Raw genomic sequence first — 16,881 nt, 5'->3', positions numbered from 1 at the left:
AATCCTTAAAGGTGACTGTAAGCCCAATGATTTGTTGGTCCATGTCCATGACCAATATTCAATGGGTGAGATATGGCTGCCGTAATAAAATCTTTAGCTGTTTTCACTGCACTTTTTAATGGCGCACCTTTGGCTAATTCTGCTGTTAAGCAGGCTGAAAAAGTACAGCCTGTGCCGTGAGTATGTGGAGTATTGAAACGCGGGCTTTCTAAAACAAGATGCTCACCATTTTGTAAAAGGATCCAATCTTGGCATTGCTGACTTTGTGAATTGAGCGAATGTCCACCTTTAATAATCACATTCTTTGCGCCTTGTTTTTGCAAGTCTAACGCAGCTTGTTGAATGCTAGCTGTATCAGAAATTTTGATGCCTGTTAAAGCTTCTGCTTCGGGAATATTAGGTGTAATCACGTCGGCTAGTGGTAATAAATGTTGGATTAATGCAGAAACCGCTTGTTGTTGCAATAAAGGTGCGCCCCCTTTCGCAATCATGACGGGATCAAGAACTAATGTGCCGAATGGACGATGACTTAAGAAATCAGCAACACATTCAATAATATCTGCTGTACCAAGCATACCAATTTTGGCACTTGCAATCTGAAAGTCATTTTTGACCGCTTCCAGTTGTGCTTGAATCGTGTTCAGCGGAATTGGGTGAATATCAAATACGCCAAGTGTGTTTTGAGCAGTGACTGCAGTAATCACTGAAGTGCCAAATACGCCCTGCATTTGAAAGGTTTTGAGATCTGCTTGAATGCCAGCACCGCCGCCGCTGTCAGAACCTGCAATAGTCAATGTTTGTGGAATGTTAGACATATTTCATCTCCGCGTTTTGTTCTATTAAATCAGGCGTTAAGGCTGCCAATTCATCAAGTAAGCGAATTTGGAACTGACCGACTTGCGTGGTTAAGTTTTTAGCCGCAAGCTCCCCTGCAACGGTGTAAGCGGCACAGGCTTCGACTGTTGCAGAAAAATGATTACCTTCATCAACGGCTAAAAATGCTGCGCATACTGCACTTAATAAACACCCCGATGCGGTGACTTTGGGGAATAATGGCGTGCCGTTATGGATGGTAGCTGTTTGATTTCCATCACTGATGATATCGACTTCGCCACTAATCAACACTGCACAGTCATAGCGTTGTGCAACGTGTTGAGCAACTTCTTGTAGATTTGTTTTACCTTGTCCTGCATCCACGCCTTTTGCTTGCCAGTCTTCACCAGCAATCGTAGCAAGTTCGCCAGCGTTACCTCGGATTAAGGTAAATTTCACTTCCGATAATAATTGACGTATGGTTTCGCGTCGGTAGCTAGTAGCACCCACTCCAACAGGATCAAGCACGACAGGAATACCGATTGAATTAGCGGTTTTACCTGCTAATAACATAGCCTCTCGTTCTTTACCGATAAGCGTGCCGATATTGATTACCAATGCTTGGCTGATTTTGGGTACTTCAACCATTTCTTCAATATTAGCAGACATCAACGGTGATGCGCTTAAAGCGAGCAAACCATTGGCGCTAAAATTTGCTGCGACAATATTGGTAATATTATGAATCAACGGATTTTGTTCGCGAATTTTTGATAAATAAACTGATTTCATTTCACCCCTCCATTTTTATGCTAAATCTAATCCCATTTGCCAAAATCCAATTTCCATTCGAGTGGCTGTGGTAAAAATCTGTTGGATATTAGCGAGTTGAGAATCATTAAGTGGGTCACAAAGTACGGTAAGAAAATCAACAGTTTCTTGTGCGGCTTGTTGATATTCTGATGCAGAGTATGCGTCAATCCATGCTTGATAAGGATTGCTTGGTAGTTTTGGATAATTTTCTGTGATATAGCGGGCGACTTGTGCGTAACCTAAAGCACAAGGTGTAACCGCTGCATAAAGTTCTGGTAAGCCGCCCGTCATTCCACAATCAAGCAGGTAACGTGTATAGGAAATACATGCCGCACTTTCTGGTGTTTGGAATATTTCCTGTTCACTAATTTCCCATTGCCGGCAGTAATCCAAATGTAATTGGATTTCTTGGCAAAGAATGTCGAGTGTTTTACGCGGCATGTCCATTTCGGCAAAATTTCTTGCCTTGAACACACCCAAAGCAAAAGCGCGGCTGTAATGGAAAAGATAGATGTAATCTTGTTTTAAATAATGCTGAAAACAAGCTTTTGGCAAGGTGCCTTTTGCAAGTTGTTGCACAAATTCATGCTCAACATATTGCTTCCAATAAGGTTGCGCTTGCTGAATGAGTTGGTTGATCATCATTTTCCCTTACTGTAATTCGACAGCATAGTCTTTCAATTCAAGTGCTTTTTGAATCAAGCCTTTCTGATACATAAATTCCGCCATTTGTTGATAACGTTTAGCATCCAATTGACGGGGTTTCGTTGCTAATAAAGGTAGGGTATCTTTCCATGCTAATTGATTTAATTCCGTATTAAGCTCTTTTGGCTTATAGCTCACAAATGCTTGCCATGCTTCACCTGGATGACTTTGTATATAGGTTGTAGCTTGTTCAAGTGCGGTCAAAAAATCGGAAATTTTTTTAGAAGCAAGACTGTTTTTGTTAGCAACTACAATCAATTCATCATAAGCCGGCACACCATATTCTTCAGGGAAAAATGCCACACCTTCTTGTTTTTCCAAATGGATCTGATTCAGTTCGAAATTACGAAATGCTCCGATGACCGCATCGACTTGTCCAGTTAAAAGAGAAGGGGAAAGTGACCAATTCACGTTTACTAATTTTACGTCTTGATTGTTGAGTGCAATAGAATGGAGCATTGTGTCGAGCAACACATCTTCAAAACCACTAACTGAATAGCCTACTTTTTTGCCTTTCAGATCGGCAAGTGTTTTGATATTGCTATTTTTGAGCACTACAACGCTATTTAGTGGGCTAGAAATCAGTGAACCTACGCGTACTAAAGGTAATCCTTCAGCAACTTGTTGATAAAGTTGAGGTTGATAATTAATAGCTAAGTCCACTTTTTCTGCTGCAACTAATTTAGGCGGTAATGATGGATCGGCGGGTTCGATAATGTCGACGTCTAAGTTATTTTTTTCAAAAAAGCCTTTTTGTTGCGCGACAATGATTGCGGCGTGATCAGGATTTACATACCAATCAAGCATTAAGCTGATTTTCTCTTTTGCCAAGCTGGTAAAACTGGCGGTGAGTCCAATAAAAATACTGAAATAACGGATGATTTTCTTCATTTTTGTCTCCTTTTGTCATGAAGTGCTAAACGTGCCAAATAAAACGGCGTAGTAGCCAATCAATGCTGAAATATAAACAAAGCGAAATTGCCACTAAGATCAGCAACGCGGCAAACATTAAATCCACCTGCATACGGGCGTTGGCGTGAATCATCAAATAGCCAAGCCCTTCTGATGACCCCACCCATTCTCCGATTACAGCACCAATCGGGGCGACTGAAACAGCAATGCGAAAGCCTGATGCAAATGCAGGTAAAGCAGCTGGTAAACGTACTTTAAGCAATAAACGTAAAGGTGAGAGTTTGAACGTTTTAGCGAGATCGAGCCAAGCTTTAGGCGTGTTGCGTAAGCCATCGTAACAGGCTGCGGTTACAGGGAAATAGATAATGAGAATAGCCATAACAATTTTTGATGGCATACCATAACCTAGCCAAAGTACGAGTATCGGGGCGATAGCAAAAACAGGAATTGCTTGAGAAATGACTAAAATCGGTAACAGTAATGATGATGTTTTAGGTGAAAAAGAGAGTAAGAGGGCTGATGACAGTCCGAAAATAAACCCCAACAATAACCCTAAGCCAATTTCAATTAAGGTGATTTGTGTATGCTGCCAAAGTAGTTCTGCATTGGAAGTCAATTGCAGCCACACGGCTTGTGGAGAAGGAAATATGTAATGAGGAAAATCACCTAATACGCCAATAAGTTGCCAGAGACACAGCAATATAATTCCAATAAAGAGTGGTTTAAGAAGGCTAAGTTTCATCTTTTTCCCTCTAATAACTCATTTAATAATTGCTGTTGGAGCATCCACAAATTGTTTTGGTTTAGATCTCGTGGTGCTTTACCTTCAGGTTTTATGACATCGGATAATGCTGATTGATTAGGCTGCGGTGAACGTAATACAAAAATACGTTGGCTTAAGCGTAATGCTTCTTGGGGATCGTGTGTAACCAATAACACTGATTTATTTTTTAACATTTCATAGGCTAAGTTTTGTAATTGGTAACGACTAATCGCATCAAGGGCAGAGAAAGGTTCATCAAGTAAAACTAAATCAGCGTTTTGCATTAATACTCGAGCGAGAGCTACTCTTTGTTTTTGCCCTCCAGATAATTGAGCACAGTTTTTATGCAGATGCTCTGACATACCTACTTGTTCAAGTAGTGCTTTTGCTTGAAGAGTTGTTTTTGCAGATTTATTCCCGAATAGTACGTTTTCTAACTGGACGTTATCAATAATTGAAAGCCAGGGATAAAGGGTATCTTTTTGTGGTAGCCATGCCACTTGAATATTAGGATTAAAGATGATATTGCCTTGGATTTTCCCTTGTGTATCAAGCCCTGCAATTAATCTTAAAAGCGTTGATTTACCTACTCCAGAGCAGCCAAGTAGGCTTACCCATTCATTAGGTAAAAGCGTTAAATTAAGATGCTCAAATAATGCCTGCTTACCAAAAGCAAGGCTGAGATCCTGAATATTCACCATAGCATTAACCTTATTGATTAATAACTAGAGGCTGTGAGAAAAAAGGATTGAAAATAGATATGAAGAATGAAAAGTATTTTGGCATATTAGTTTCCTACGTCAGTGCTAACTGTTTCAGGTTCACGGGTATCATCTCAGCCACTTTGTGGCACCCCGACTAGAGTTGAAAACGATTGTATATCTCAATGTAGAATAAAACAAGAATAAATTTCATTTGATGAGAGCGGTTCTCTTGTTTAGCGCTGATAACGCATACTTAATATGCTTGAATATAAAAAAGATGTAGACCGGATCAAACTTAAGTTTGATCTTTTTGGCTTGGAATGAGAAGAGCAATATAAGAATAAAATAATTATATTTTCGTAGAAATACTTTCAGCCTAAGAAATAACTAATAAAATAAGTTTTTAAAAATTAAAGTAAAAAATGAGATTGGATTTGGATTTGAAATTACGTTTAGATAATAAAAAAACCCGACTTTTGCCGGGTTTTTATTTTACTTACAAGTTAATTACCATTGGTAGCCAACACTTGCACTTGCACCTGCATGGCCTTGTGAATTGCTGTTTACCGTGAATTTAACCCCAACTTTACCATTATCAGATAAGCGAGAGTAACCCACCGCCAACGCATTTTGTCCACGATATGTACCTGCACCGACAGACACCATAGATTTACCTGATGTCGTAGCATGATATAACCCACCTGATGCTAAAGCACCTGCAATACCTGCACGCAAGCCTTTATCAACATTATTGATTTGATTGCTGATATTACCTGCAACATATTTTAATTGGTTTACATTTACAGCATCAGTGCCATCTTTACCTGGAGCAACATTGGTAATACGTTTACCACCAGCGTTGATACCGTTTTCGTTGATATTAACGTTACCCACTTTCACTTCTTTTGCTGTGACAGAGTTTACTTTAATATCATCTTTCATCGATACTTTTACACCGTTTTCATCTGCAGTTGTGGTAATGTTTTTACCATCACCATTGACAGATACTTTGCTGCCTAGTTTTTTCACACCGGTGGTGCCTTTATCTGCATTAAAGGTTAAACCTTTCGTGGTGACTTCTGTATGCGCATCCACACCTTTTTTGATATCTTCTTTTGTTTTATTTGAAAGATCAACGGTATAGTCAGTAACAGTTGTTGAACCATCTTTATGCGTATTAGCAGCTTTTGTCACTTTAACGTGATCAGAACCACCTTTAACTGCTGCAGAAGTATCATTAATACCTTTTGCGCTCACTTTATAGATAGTTTGACCATTTGTTGCATCTGTACGAGATGTGATCTCAATATTTTCACCAGCTTCAACTTCTGTTTTCGCGGCTTTTAATTGTTTCACATTTACTGCATCAGTATCTTTTTCACCAGCTTTTACATTGGTAATACGTGTTGCATTATTGTTACCATCAGATACTTTTAAACCTTCATCTGTTTGAGTTAATTTAACTTTTACATTACCGGTTGTATCAGTGATGTTGATGCCCTCAACTTCAGGTGTTTTCTTAATGGAAACAGTAACAGTATCGCCATTTACTGTGGTCATTACATTTTTACCATTATCAAATTTTGTAGCATCAGTATTATCTTTACCACCTTTAATATTAATAGTTGTGTTTAACTTCGCTTTATGCGCTGTACCACTATTACCTGCGAAAGTTAATCCCCCGTCAGCAACCTCAGCTTTGAAGTCTTTCAACTGTTTTACATTTACTGCATCAGTATTTTCAGTGCCTTCAGCTACATTGGTTACCTTATTGTTACCCATGTCAACTTTACCGCCAGGGGTAACACTTAGGTTTGTTGTTGTAGTATCTTTAAAGGTTACGTTATCTTTAGTTGCGATAGTAAAGTTTTTACCATCTTGAACTAATTTCACGTTTTTACCTGCAATATAGTTTACAGTATCACTACCATTGACAGTTTCTTCCGAAGCTCCTTCAACTTCACCTTCCCCTTTGACAACTTTTGTTTTCCAACCTTTAGCTTGTAAGGTTCCATTTTCATTTACAATAGTTTTGCCATCAACATTGACATCAACTTCGTAAATCTTGTTGGTATCAGTGCTTCCAGTTGCTGTGGTTACTTTTACTGCGCTGCCATTTTTACCTTTTACAGTCGTAATGGTGTCTTTAGCATTTACAGTGTAAACACCTGTAGTCTCATCTTTGTTAATTGTGACATTATCGCCTTGTTTAACATCAGCAACCGTTGCATCAAAGGTTACTTTACCGTTATCACCTATAGAAGCTTTTGTACCTTTACCATTAGTAAAGTCTAGACCCTCTGAAAGTTTAACTTTTTTAGCATCTTTACCATTAGCTTTATAAGTTAAATCTGTTTGTTCTGCAGCTTTGCTGGAATCAAATTCTACATTGTAGTTTGTTGTGTGATTCGCAGCATCAGAAGTTGCTTTTACGGAGACAGGACCTGTACCAGAAACAGTGGTTTTATCTGCATTTACAGTAAATGTTTTGCCTGTTGATGCATTTTCTGAAACATCTACAGATACATTTTTACCCGCAACAACAGTTGTAGTATTCGCCTTCAACTGAGCCACGTTTACAGCGTCAGTGTCTGCAACACCATTAGCTACACCGCCAACAATATTGTTACCCATATTAATGGTTGAGCCTGCACCTACAGTAAATTTACCGTTTGGATTTACCACAAACTCATTCGAGGTTACTGTGGTGAAGCTTACATTATCTTTGGTGCCGTAAGTGAAGGTATTACCTGCTTTTTTCAGCGCCATGTTTTTGCCAGCAACAAAGGTTAATTCATCGCCCGCTTTGATATTTGATGTTGCATCACCTTCAGCTTTATCGTCATTGGTATTGTCACTTGTACCACGGGTTGCTTTCCAGTATGAGTTGTTTACTACCTTAGCAACAGTAGTCGCATTAACTAGTTTTTTGCCATCATCAGCGCCTGGTTCTGTGACCTTGCCATTATTAACCGTTAAATCTGTAGTTGAGACATCAGGTACATTGGCTGTTAACTTACCATCTTTTTTCACAATGGTGGTGCCATCAACAGCTACATCTAGCTCATAGTTTTTAGCATTATCAGCACCAGTCGCATTAATTGTGATTGGGCTATTTGCTGCTTTAGATACACTAGCTTGCGTGTTGGTGTCTTTTGCGTTAATTGTGAAGCTACCATTTCCATTATCCTTAACAGTGACATTATCTCCACCTGTTAAGCTTGCTACGTTCGCATTCACTTGAACATCACCATTTGCATTAACAACTGCTTTGGTTCCTTGTCCATCTTTAAAGGTTAAGCTATCACCTGGGTTGATAACAGTTTTAGCTGTAGTTTCTTCCCCTTGTTTTAATTGGAAACCTGATTTTGCAATCGCATCGGCGACTGTTTTATCAGTCACTAAACCTGTTGCGGTTGCAATGGAGGTTACTGCGCCTGTTGTTTCTGTAACAGCAATCGTGCCTGTTTTAGCAGCAACTGTATGGGTTTTTAAATGTTCCCCATCTGTTGGGGTGACGGTAATAAAATCACTACCTCTCACATCAACAGCTTCTTTCGCCACATCTTTTACATCATTTTTAGTCACGCTAACTTGATAAGTTGCACCTGCATCACCTTTAGCTTTGCCTGATTTCACATCTACCTGTGCAATGTTATCTCCACCTTCTTTGCTTTCAACGGTTTCGATTGCTTTAGTTTGAGCTTTAGCGGCTAATTTTCCTTCTTTAACCTCAAGTGTGCTTTCATCAATGTTTAAGCCAACTTTATAGTTAGTTGTGCCGTTAGCATTTGTTGTTGAGTTATCAAGAGTGATAGGGTTGTCACCCTCAGCTTTTGATACTGTCGCTTGAGTGTTTTTAGCTGCAACGGTATAGACTTTGTTGCCCTCTGCATTAGTAGATGGTGTAACAGTAATATTATCACCCGCACTTACCACAGAGGTATTCGCCTTCAACTGAGCCACGTTTACAGCGTCAGTGTCTGCAACACCATTAGCTACACCGCCAACAATATTGTTACCCATATTAATGGTTGAGCCTGCACCTACAGTAAATTTACCGTTTGGATTTACCACAAACTCATTCGAGGTTACTGTGGTGAAGCTTACATTATCTTTGGTGCCGTAAGTGAAGGTATTACCTGCTTTTTTCAGCGCCATGTTTTTACCTGCAACGAAAGTCACGTTATTACCCGCTGCAACATTGCTATCTCCGTCACCAGAGTCCTCATTGGTTGTTACGCTATCGCCACGTTTAGCCACCCAATAACTTTCGTTAATCGCTTTCGCTACATTTTCAGCTGTAACTAACTTGCCTTTGTCCGCATCTGCTGGTGTTTCTACTTTACCTGCGTTATCGCCTGTTTTATTAACGGTTAAATCAACGGTATTTGCAGTAAGCTTATTACCATTAGGGTCAATTTTTATTGTGGTGTTATCTACGTTTACATCATAGCTAATGGTTGCCCCTTCGCTTGCTTCAGTCACAACATTGGCATTGGTAGCATTGCCTGACTTAAAGTTGACATAATCACCAGGGTTAATTAAAGCCGGCGCTCCGCCATTGGTGTATAAATTCCAACCTGTTTGATTGACTTTATCCGCTACATCATAAGCTGTAGCTAAGGCATATTTATTAGTATCATCTCCTGTTGGTACAACAAATCGACCTGTAGGGGTAGCTTGTTTTGTGTTATCTATTTTTTTGGTTGTTATACCGTTATTTACGGTAATTTCAACTGGATGTTTTTTCTCGGTGTTAATCTTTGCAGTGACTGCTTTAAATTTAATTGTAGATAAACCGTTGGCTTCGGCGGATGATTCGATTTCAATGCTTTTATCTGCATTGGTGAAGTCAACTTTATCACCTGGATTTACAAGGCCAACTTTTGTACCTTTTGCTTGTACCTCCCAGCCGCTGTCATTGATTGCACTAGCAACAGCAGTCGTTGTAGCTAAACCTTGTTTGGTAGAGGATGATTTGCCATCCGCCGTAGAGAATGTTCCTTGTGTAGTACCAATTTCTAATTTTTTATCACTTGCCGTAGTGGTAATAAAACTATTTGCAGCTCCAACAACAGATAAACGTTGATCGTGTAAACGTACATCGCCTGATCCATTATCACCTTTAAATGCAAGGTTCACGGATTTTAATTGCGCTACGTTTACCGCATCATCATCTGCTTTACCAGCTGCTAGGTGGTTGATTTGACGGGTTTTGGCTGTGTCACCAATAGAAAGGCCCGCTAAAGTAGAAGTACGGACATTTTGATTGTTATTCGTTAGGTTGGTATATTTATTAACGCGAGCCCCATCTGCATCTTGAGATGCATCAAAGCCAGATTGACCTTTATCTGCAGTTGCTTTTGATTCTGAGCCCAAGGCAATACCATCTTTCACAGTGGCAGTAGCGTTAGTACCTAAGGCTATAGAATATCCTGCGTCTGTTTTAGCATTATCTCCGATAGCTATAGATTTCTCAGAATTAGTTGCTGCTTTATAACCTATGGCTATATCATTTTGGTATCCTTGCGCTTTCGCTTCGTGACCAATTGCAATAGCGTTTGCTTTTTTGGCTATTGTGTCTTTACCAATCGCAATCGCGTCTGTTCCAGTGGCACCATCATTATTTTCGTTGGTGCCGCCCTCTGACTTGACTGAGAAATATTTGATTTTATATTTAGGATTTATTTTTAAATCCCAAACAGTATTATTTGGATCGGTTGTATCGGGATTAACGGTAATATCCCCATCTTTAGAGGTCACGTTATAATGTTTAATTGTCCCCACAACAGCTTTTAACTGCGCCACGTTTACAGCATCAGAATCTGCACTACCTGGAGCTAGATTGGTGAGCTGGCGAGTAGTGGTGTCGTTACCTAGGGAGACTGCACCAGCAGTACCTTTAATGGTATTTTTTATTCTTTCTAAGGTTGATGGATCATTGATTAATTTAACTGGGGCATAAACGTCATTGCTGTTATTATTTTTAGAATCATCATCAGTAATATGATTTGATGATACGACGTTGCCTTGTGAGCTAATTGTGATGTTTTTACCATCTAATGAAGCTCGAGTGGATTTTGAACCTTGACCTAATGCTACTCCGCCTTCTGCAGATACGCTAGCGTAGTTCCCTAGTGCAGAACCGTCTTTTGCAGTCACTGTGCTATGAGAGCCGATAGCTGTAGAATTTGCACCTCCTGCATTTGCACTATTGCCAAAAGCTGATGCGTCTGTTGCGGTTGCTTTAGATTCGTTACCGAAAGCTGAAGACCATCCACCGGTTGCGTTTGCTTTATTGCCATAAGCAGCCGCATAGTTAGAAGCAGAAGTTTCCGCCCCTGTTGCTGTAGCTCCTGTGCCTGTTGCGGAAGCTTGGCGTCCTGATGCAATGCTGTCTGCTCCTGCTGCATTTGAGGCGTTTCCTGTTGCAATAGCATTATCACCACTTGCTGTTGCGTTTTTACCAGTAGCGATAGATGCTGAACCTGATGCACGTGAGCTAATACCAGTTGCAGTTGAGAATTCTCCTGTAGCCTGAGCGTCATGGCCTAACGCAGTTGCTCGGTTGTTTTTTGCTTTTGCTGAATCACCTACAGCCGTAGCTTTTTCTGCTGTGGCTTCAGTCCAACCACCAATAGCGGTTGTTCCCGCTTGCATTGCTTGAGAAGATACACCCGCAGCAACAGAGCCGCTACCATGTGCATGTGCTTGCATGCCTAATGCTGCACTTTGATCGCCTTTAGCTTCAGACGATACCCCTACAGCAGTAGCTTGGTTACCACTTGCTTCAGCCGCATCCCCGATAGCCGATGAAGAACCGCCTGTTGCTTGAGTGTTATAACCTGAGGCAAGAGCATGAGTTCCGCTTGCCTTCGCTTTTCCACCTACAGCTGCAGATTGTGCACCAGTTGCTTTTGCCTCATCCCCCACGGCAGCAGAACCTGTTATACCGTTGGCCCCACCTTGTGCTACAGCATGTTTACCTAACGCAATGTCACCATTACCAGCGGCCGTTGCGTTTACACCAAATGCAGCTGATTCATTACCTGTTGCTCTAGATAAGTGACCAATAGCAACCGTTTTTTCTCCGATTGCCTGTGTTTGAGAGCCTATTGCAAGAGCGTGATTACTTTCTGCTACAACCAAATACCCAATTGCTGTTGATGTTTTGTCGTCAGCTCTAGCAAACGCACCATATTGTTCAGTTGTTGGTTGTGATTGAATGGCTATTCCATTACCAGCACCTGTAAGTGCTGCTGCTTCAGCATCCCCAACAATAGCTCCAGCAGAAACTGCTGCTAAAACTACCGCACTTAATGTTTTACTTGATTTTGTTTTGCCTTTGACTCGGCTAAGTTCGGAAACTGCAACCCATGTTTGTGTGATCGTATTCCAAATAACTTTATATATATGATTCATATATTTTTCCTATTGTGAAAAATTGAAATTTCTCAGTTCAATAACAAAATGAAAAGCTTAATATTATTGATTAAGAGAGGTGGTATACAAATTAAAGTGTTTAATAAATGAAAGAGTGTTTCCGCCTGGAAAGAAGGGAGTGGTAAAAGATTAACTGACCTAATAACGGCTTAGTTATATTTAAAAAGCCGGTAACATTCCATGTCATACAACGAATAAGGTTCATTTTATGGCCTGATTTATTATAAATAGTGAAATTAACTTTTAGATATATCAATTCATTTGTTTACTGAACTAGAAATAGACAAATAGAATTTGGGCAGAGATTATACCACTTTGTTATTTGAAATAGAAAGAAAATTTTTAAGAATAATAACCATAACCATAACCATAACCATAACCATAACCATAACCATAACCATAACCATAACCATAACCATAACCATAACCATGATCTGAATGTTTTTTCTACTGATTTATGTTATTTAATTCCTTTTACAAAAGTTAGCTTGAATCACAAACTGCGTGCAAAATTTAGGATTTTCGGTAGAATTCGGGTGAGAAAAATGCACTTTAATACGGATTTAAATTGGCGTGTGTTTTTTAATTAGTAAATAACTCGTTAATGGACGAATCTGAATCTCAACGAAGAAAACGGCGACATTATGCTTCCTGAACTTGGCTTTTTCCTTCTTTTACTCGCAACAGCTAGCGCGTTTTTTCTTGCGTTAGTGCCTCAATTTGGATTATTCAAAAAAATTCGACTTTAATTAATTCCGCTTGGCCGCTTAGTTATATTTTTACCCTTGCGACGACGTTCTCAATTGGTTTGCTTGCTTATTCTTTTGCGGTGGATGAGAAGAGAAGTCCATAATTCCTCACCTAACGATAATTAAAGTTAAGTATTGGACTAGGTACTGATTATTAGTTTGGAATTAGATGGTGCCCGAAGCCAGACTTGAACTGGCACGCCTCGAAAGGCGAGGGATTTTAAATCCCTTGTGTCTACCGATTCCACCACTCGGGCATAGAGTGATTAACTAACTGCGTGGTTATGGAGGCGTGTCCCGGAGTCGAACCGAGCTACATGGATTTGCAATCCAGTGCATAACCGCTTTGCTAACACGCCGTTAGTTTGGAGCGGGAAACGAGGCTCGAACTCGCGACCCCGACCTTGGCAAGGTCGTGCTCTACCAACTGAGCTATTCCCGCATACGCTGTTAGTGCGGTGCATTTTACGGGAATTTGAAATTCTGTCAATCGAAGATCTGAAAAAAAAATTCAAATGTTGAAAAAATCTTCGTTTCGGTTGAAATTACAGCAAAATTTGACACAAGAATATAATTTTCACAGAGTTTTCAATTTCTACTTTTATCGTGAGTGGCTTTATGACAAAATTGGAACGTTTTGTTCGCCATTAAATCAAGAAAAGTGCGGTCAAATTTTTGCATGTTTTAGAGGTAAATTATGACACAACAATATTCTATCGATACATTATTAGCCCAAGCGGGAAATCGCAGTGATGAACGTACTGGTGCAGTCTCTACGCCAATTTATCTTTCAACGGCTTATGGTCATCACGGGATTGGTGAAAGCACGGGATTTGATTATACGCGTACAAAAAATCCAACGCGTACTGTTTTAGAAGATACCGTAGCCAAATTAGAAAATGGCGATCGTGGTTTTGCCTTTTCCTCCGGCATGGCGGCAATTCAAGTGTTAATGAACTTATTTAAAGGTCCTGATGAATGGATTGTGTCAAGTGATGTATATGGTGGAACTTATCGTTTATTAGATTTTGCCTATAAAAATAACAACAGCGTGAAACCCGTTTATGTGAATACCGCTTCTTTAGCTGAAATTGAAGCCGCTATTACAGCGAATACAAAAGCAATTTTTATTGAAACCCCATCAAATCCATTAATGGAAGAGTGTGATGTGGCAGAAATTGCGAAATTAGCGAAAAAACACAACTTGTTAATGATTGTGGATAATACCTTCTTAACTCCAGTGCTATCTCGTCCATTAGATTTAGGCGCGGATATTGTAATCCACAGTGGCACAAAATATATTGCGGGTCATAATGATAGCTTGGTGGGCTTGATTATTGCAAAAGGGCAAGAACTTTGTGATCGTATCGCTTATATTCAAAATGGTGCAGGTGCCGTACTTTCGCCATTTGATTCTTGGTTAACCGTGCGTGGTATGAAAACCCTTTCATTGCGTATGAAACGCCATCAAGATAATGCGAAGGCGATTGCAGACTTTTTACGTCAACAGCCACAAATTGATAGTGTGTTATATCCAAACAAAGGCGGTATGCTATCTTTCCGTTTGAAAGATGAAAATTGGGTGAATACTTTCTTAAAATCAATCAAATTGATTACCTTTGCTGAAAGTCTAGGGGGAACAGAAAGCTTTATTACCTATCCAGCAACCCAAACCCATATGGATATTCCAGAAGCAGAACGCGTCGCCCGTGGTATTACAAACACGTTGTTGCGTTTTTCTGTTGGTTTAGAAGATATGGAAGACATCAAGGCCGATTTATTACAGGCATTTGCACAGCTTAAATAGTTAGTTTTTATCAATCGGACTAATCTGTGCAATTCAATATGCCTTGTGCTATTATGAATAACATCAATTAACGCTAGGTGTTGATTTGTCAGCACCTTATTAAATAAGGAAACAAAAATGAGCGAAGTATTACATATTACTGATGCAGATTTCGAAACTGCGGTTGTGCAATCTGATATCCCTGTATTAGTGGATTTTTGGGCACCTTGGTGCGGCCCTTGCAAAATGATTGCGCCAATTTTAGATGAAATTGCACCTGAATTCGCAGGTAAAGCAAAAATCGTTAAAATCAACGTAGATGACAACCAATTAGTGGCAGGTCAATTTGGTGTACGTAGTATCCCAACTTTACTACTTTTCAAAAATGGTCAACTTGTTGCAACACAAGTTGGTGCGTTACCAAAAAATCAATTAGCGGCGTTTATTAATCAACATCTATAATTGAGTTATTAAACATAAAAGAGCGGTCAAAAATAGCAATGTTTTTGACCGTTCTTATTTTTTCTCTCTCCAATAAGTGGCAAAACGAGGTTTTCCAGAATTAGTTAATCCTCGATATTTATAGGTGATTGTGGTGCCAATAGGTGGTGCATTCTTGCGCTCACTCAGATTAAATCCTGAACCGATTTTGAATTTTCCACGATGATTTTCACAGGTGAGTGAACCGAGTATATTTTCAAATTGTCCTTTTCCTTTATGGTGCTCAACCACCATACATTCTTCATCATAAGCGGTTTTAAGCTTCAAAATTTGTGTACTGCGTTTCCGTTCGTAAGGGGCGTTAGGATTACGTAACACAACCCCTTCACCTTTTTTTGCTTCTACTTCATGTAAATAGTTGAATAAGTGTGTTTTATCTTGGATTGGAATTTGTGGAATAATCTTGATATAAGACGTAGGGTTGTTTTTCAAATAATCTTCTAAGATTTGGAGGCGTTCAAAGAGATTTCCTGAGGCATTCGGTACATCAAAAGCATAAAGTGTTAATTTTGCCCAATTATCACCTTTAAAGGATTTCGTGATAGAGGCAATCTCTTCAAATTGATTACGTTCACTAAATAGCTCACCATCAATGGCAAAAGGCGGAAATTGAGCGGTAAAATAGGCGGGCGCGGGTAAGGGTAATCCTTGACGGCTTAATAGCGCTTTGCCATCCCAATAACCTCGTACTCCATCTAATTTTTCAGACATCACCCAACCCTGGATATCTTGGTTTTCATAGGTACCTAATAGCATTAAATCACTATCATTTGCCCAAGTTATCAGACTGAATAGCATACAAAGTAATAAATAAACTACTCGCATAATCTCTCCTTTAAATTGTTTGAGTTTAAAAAGTGCGGTCATTTTTTACAGCGTTTTTAATTGGATTTGTGATTCGTATCGCAAAATAATGAGAAGTAAGCTGGAAAATAGAGAGATAAGAAAGAGCGCTAGATTATTTGAAATGAACGCTATACAATGCCAACGCTATTTCGAATTTAATTTTTAAGGAGAATAAAATGTATTTTGATCAAATTAAAGCTGAGCTTGTGGAAGCTCAAGACGTATTAAATAAGTTTGTTTCAGATGATAACAACATCAAACTCATTGAGAAAGCAGCTAAATTGTTAGCCGAAAGCTTTAAAAATGGCGGTAAAGTATTATCTTGCGGTAATGGTGGTTCTCACTGTGACGCCATGCACTTTGCAGAAGAACTAACCGGTCGTTATCGTGAAAATCGTCCTGGTTATCCTGCAATTGCGATTTCTGATGTGAGTCATTTAAGCTGTGTAAGTAATGACTTTGGCTATGAATATGTATTCTCTCGCTTTGTTGAAGCGGTGGGTAAAGAAGGCGATGTTTTATTTGGATTATCGACATCAGGCAATTCTAAAAATATCTTAAATGCGATCGAAGCGGCGAAAGCAAAAGGTATGAAAGTGATTGCGATGACAGGTAAAGATGGCGGTAAAATGGCAGGCTTAGCGGATGTTGAAATTCGTGTGCCACACTTTGGTTATGCAGATCGTATTCAAGAAATCCACATCAAAGTGATCCATATTTTAATGATGTTAGTTGAATTTGAAATGGCGAAAGAGGCTTAATACGCGACAAGTGCGGTTAAAAATTCAATGATTTAAAGATCCCAAAAAGTTTTTTTGGGATTTTTTATAAAAAAACACTTGCATA

The 16,881-nt window shown here is 39.4% G+C and carries 11 protein-coding genes, 3 tRNA genes, 1 pseudogene and 1 riboswitch; of the genes and pseudogenes, 4 read left to right on the top strand and 11 right to left on the bottom strand.

Going from position 1 to position 16,881, the window contains the following annotated elements:
- Window positions 1–5: 5 nt before the first annotated feature.
- The 7 genes from thiD to DPV97_RS00900 all read right to left on the bottom strand — a co-directional run bounded on the left by thiD (window position 6) and on the right by DPV97_RS00900 (window position 12,132).
- On the bottom strand, window positions 6–815 hold the full coding sequence (gene thiD, locus DPV97_RS00930) for a bifunctional hydroxymethylpyrimidine kinase/phosphomethylpyrimidine kinase (RefSeq protein WP_070715329.1): 810 nt from the start codon (window positions 813–815) through the stop codon (window positions 6–8).
- On the bottom strand, window positions 808–1,602 hold the full coding sequence (thiM, locus tag DPV97_RS00925; RefSeq protein ID WP_070715331.1) for a hydroxyethylthiazole kinase: 795 nt from the start codon (window positions 1,600–1,602) through the stop codon (window positions 808–810). Before thiM ends, thiD begins: the two co-directional genes overlap by 8 nt.
- A 15-nt stretch (window positions 1,603–1,617) precedes the next feature.
- On the bottom strand, window positions 1,618–2,265 hold the full coding sequence (gene tenA / locus DPV97_RS00920; RefSeq protein ID WP_070715333.1) for a thiaminase II: 648 nt from the start codon (window positions 2,263–2,265) through the stop codon (window positions 1,618–1,620).
- Window positions 2,266–2,274: 9 nt separating this feature from the next.
- Window positions 2,275–3,219, bottom strand: a complete 945-nt coding sequence (locus DPV97_RS00915) for an ABC transporter substrate-binding protein (RefSeq protein ID WP_070715335.1) — start codon at window positions 3,217–3,219, stop codon at window positions 2,275–2,277.
- A 25-nt stretch (window positions 3,220–3,244) separates the two neighbouring features.
- A complete protein-coding gene (locus DPV97_RS00910; protein ID WP_005636483.1) occupies window positions 3,245–3,982 on the bottom strand; it encodes an ABC transporter permease in 738 nt (245 codons plus the stop codon).
- A complete protein-coding gene (locus DPV97_RS00905; RefSeq protein WP_070715336.1) occupies window positions 3,979–4,704 on the bottom strand; it encodes an ABC transporter ATP-binding protein in 726 nt (241 codons plus the stop codon). The genes DPV97_RS00910 and DPV97_RS00905 overlap by 4 nt, the downstream gene beginning before the upstream one ends.
- 74 nt (window positions 4,705–4,778) lie before the next feature.
- Window positions 4,779–4,870, bottom strand: a riboswitch (TPP riboswitch).
- Between the two features lie 344 nt (window positions 4,871–5,214).
- A complete protein-coding gene (locus DPV97_RS00900; RefSeq protein ID WP_111382837.1) occupies window positions 5,215–12,132 on the bottom strand; it encodes an ESPR-type extended signal peptide-containing protein in 6,918 nt (2,305 codons plus the stop codon).
- Between the two features lie 665 nt (window positions 12,133–12,797).
- On the opposite strand from DPV97_RS00900, the pseudogene DPV97_RS00890 reads away from it, so the two are divergent.
- Window positions 12,798–12,991 (top strand): annotated as a pseudogene (locus DPV97_RS00890) (heme lyase NrfEFG subunit NrfE); the annotation flags it as partial.
- Between the two features lie 81 nt (window positions 12,992–13,072).
- Here DPV97_RS00890 and DPV97_RS00885 read toward each other — a convergent pair.
- The 3 genes from DPV97_RS00885 to DPV97_RS00875 form a co-directional block, all read right to left on the bottom strand.
- Window positions 13,073–13,159, bottom strand: a tRNA-Leu gene (locus tag DPV97_RS00885).
- A gap of 28 nt (window positions 13,160–13,187) precedes the next feature.
- Window positions 13,188–13,261, bottom strand: a tRNA-Cys gene (locus tag DPV97_RS00880).
- 7 nt (window positions 13,262–13,268) lie between these two features.
- Window positions 13,269–13,344 (bottom strand) — tRNA-Gly (locus tag DPV97_RS00875).
- 255 nt (window positions 13,345–13,599) lie between these two features.
- On the opposite strand from DPV97_RS00875, the gene DPV97_RS00870 reads away from it, so the two are divergent.
- Window positions 13,600–14,709, top strand: coding sequence for a methionine biosynthesis PLP-dependent protein (locus DPV97_RS00870; protein ID WP_070714019.1), 1,110 nt, complete (start codon window positions 13,600–13,602; stop codon window positions 14,707–14,709).
- Window positions 14,710–14,826: 117 nt separating this feature from the next.
- Window positions 14,827–15,150 carry a thioredoxin TrxA gene (trxA, locus tag DPV97_RS00865; protein ID WP_049364449.1) on the top strand — a complete coding sequence of 108 codons (324 nt, stop codon included), beginning with the start codon at window positions 14,827–14,829 and terminating at the stop codon, window positions 15,148–15,150.
- Between the two features lie 54 nt (window positions 15,151–15,204).
- Here trxA and DPV97_RS00860 read toward each other — a convergent pair whose 3' ends face one another.
- Window positions 15,205–16,014 carry a DNA ligase gene (locus DPV97_RS00860; protein WP_070714022.1) on the bottom strand — a complete coding sequence of 270 codons (810 nt, stop codon included), beginning with the start codon at window positions 16,012–16,014 and terminating at the stop codon, window positions 15,205–15,207.
- 197 nt (window positions 16,015–16,211) lie between these two features.
- Between DPV97_RS00860 and lpcA the strand changes: the two genes are divergently transcribed.
- Window positions 16,212–16,796: a D-sedoheptulose 7-phosphate isomerase gene (gene lpcA, locus DPV97_RS00855; protein WP_014065007.1), complete on the top strand. Its 585-nt coding sequence runs from the start codon at window positions 16,212–16,214 to the stop codon at window positions 16,794–16,796.
- The last annotated feature ends 85 nt before the right edge of the window (window positions 16,797–16,881 follow it).

Source organism: Haemophilus parainfluenzae (genome assembly GCF_003253005.1).
In the GTDB taxonomy this organism is placed as follows: Bacteria; Pseudomonadota; Gammaproteobacteria; order Enterobacterales; family Pasteurellaceae; genus Haemophilus_D; species Haemophilus_D parainfluenzae_M.
This window is presented reverse-complemented; position numbering and strand designations above follow the sequence as displayed.

Bases quoted from the DNA above. Each gene is read 5' to 3' on its own strand.
- lpcA (WP_014065007.1), top strand. From the start codon at position 16,212: ATGTATTTTGATCAAATTAAAGCTGAGCTTGTGGAAGCTCAAGACGTA.
- tenA (WP_070715333.1), bottom strand. From the start codon at position 2,265: ATGATCAACCAACTCATTCAGCAAGCGCAACCTTATTGGAAGCAATAT.
- DPV97_RS00910 (WP_005636483.1), bottom strand. From the start codon at position 3,982: ATGAAACTTAGCCTTCTTAAACCACTCTTTATTGGAATTATATTGCTG.
- DPV97_RS00900 (WP_111382837.1), bottom strand. From the start codon at position 12,132: ATGAATCATATATATAAAGTTATTTGGAATACGATCACACAAACATGG.
- DPV97_RS00860 (WP_070714022.1), bottom strand. From the start codon at position 16,014: ATGCGAGTAGTTTATTTATTACTTTGTATGCTATTCAGTCTGATAACT.
- DPV97_RS00915 (WP_070715335.1), bottom strand. From the start codon at position 3,219: ATGAAGAAAATCATCCGTTATTTCAGTATTTTTATTGGACTCACCGCC.
- thiM (WP_070715331.1), bottom strand. From the start codon at position 1,602: ATGAAATCAGTTTATTTATCAAAAATTCGCGAACAAAATCCGTTGATT.
- thiD (WP_070715329.1), bottom strand. From the start codon at position 815: ATGTCTAACATTCCACAAACATTGACTATTGCAGGTTCTGACAGCGGC.
- DPV97_RS00905 (WP_070715336.1), bottom strand. From the start codon at position 4,704: ATGGTGAATATTCAGGATCTCAGCCTTGCTTTTGGTAAGCAGGCATTA.
- DPV97_RS00870 (WP_070714019.1), top strand. From the start codon at position 13,600: ATGACACAACAATATTCTATCGATACATTATTAGCCCAAGCGGGAAAT.
- trxA (WP_049364449.1), top strand. From the start codon at position 14,827: ATGAGCGAAGTATTACATATTACTGATGCAGATTTCGAAACTGCGGTT.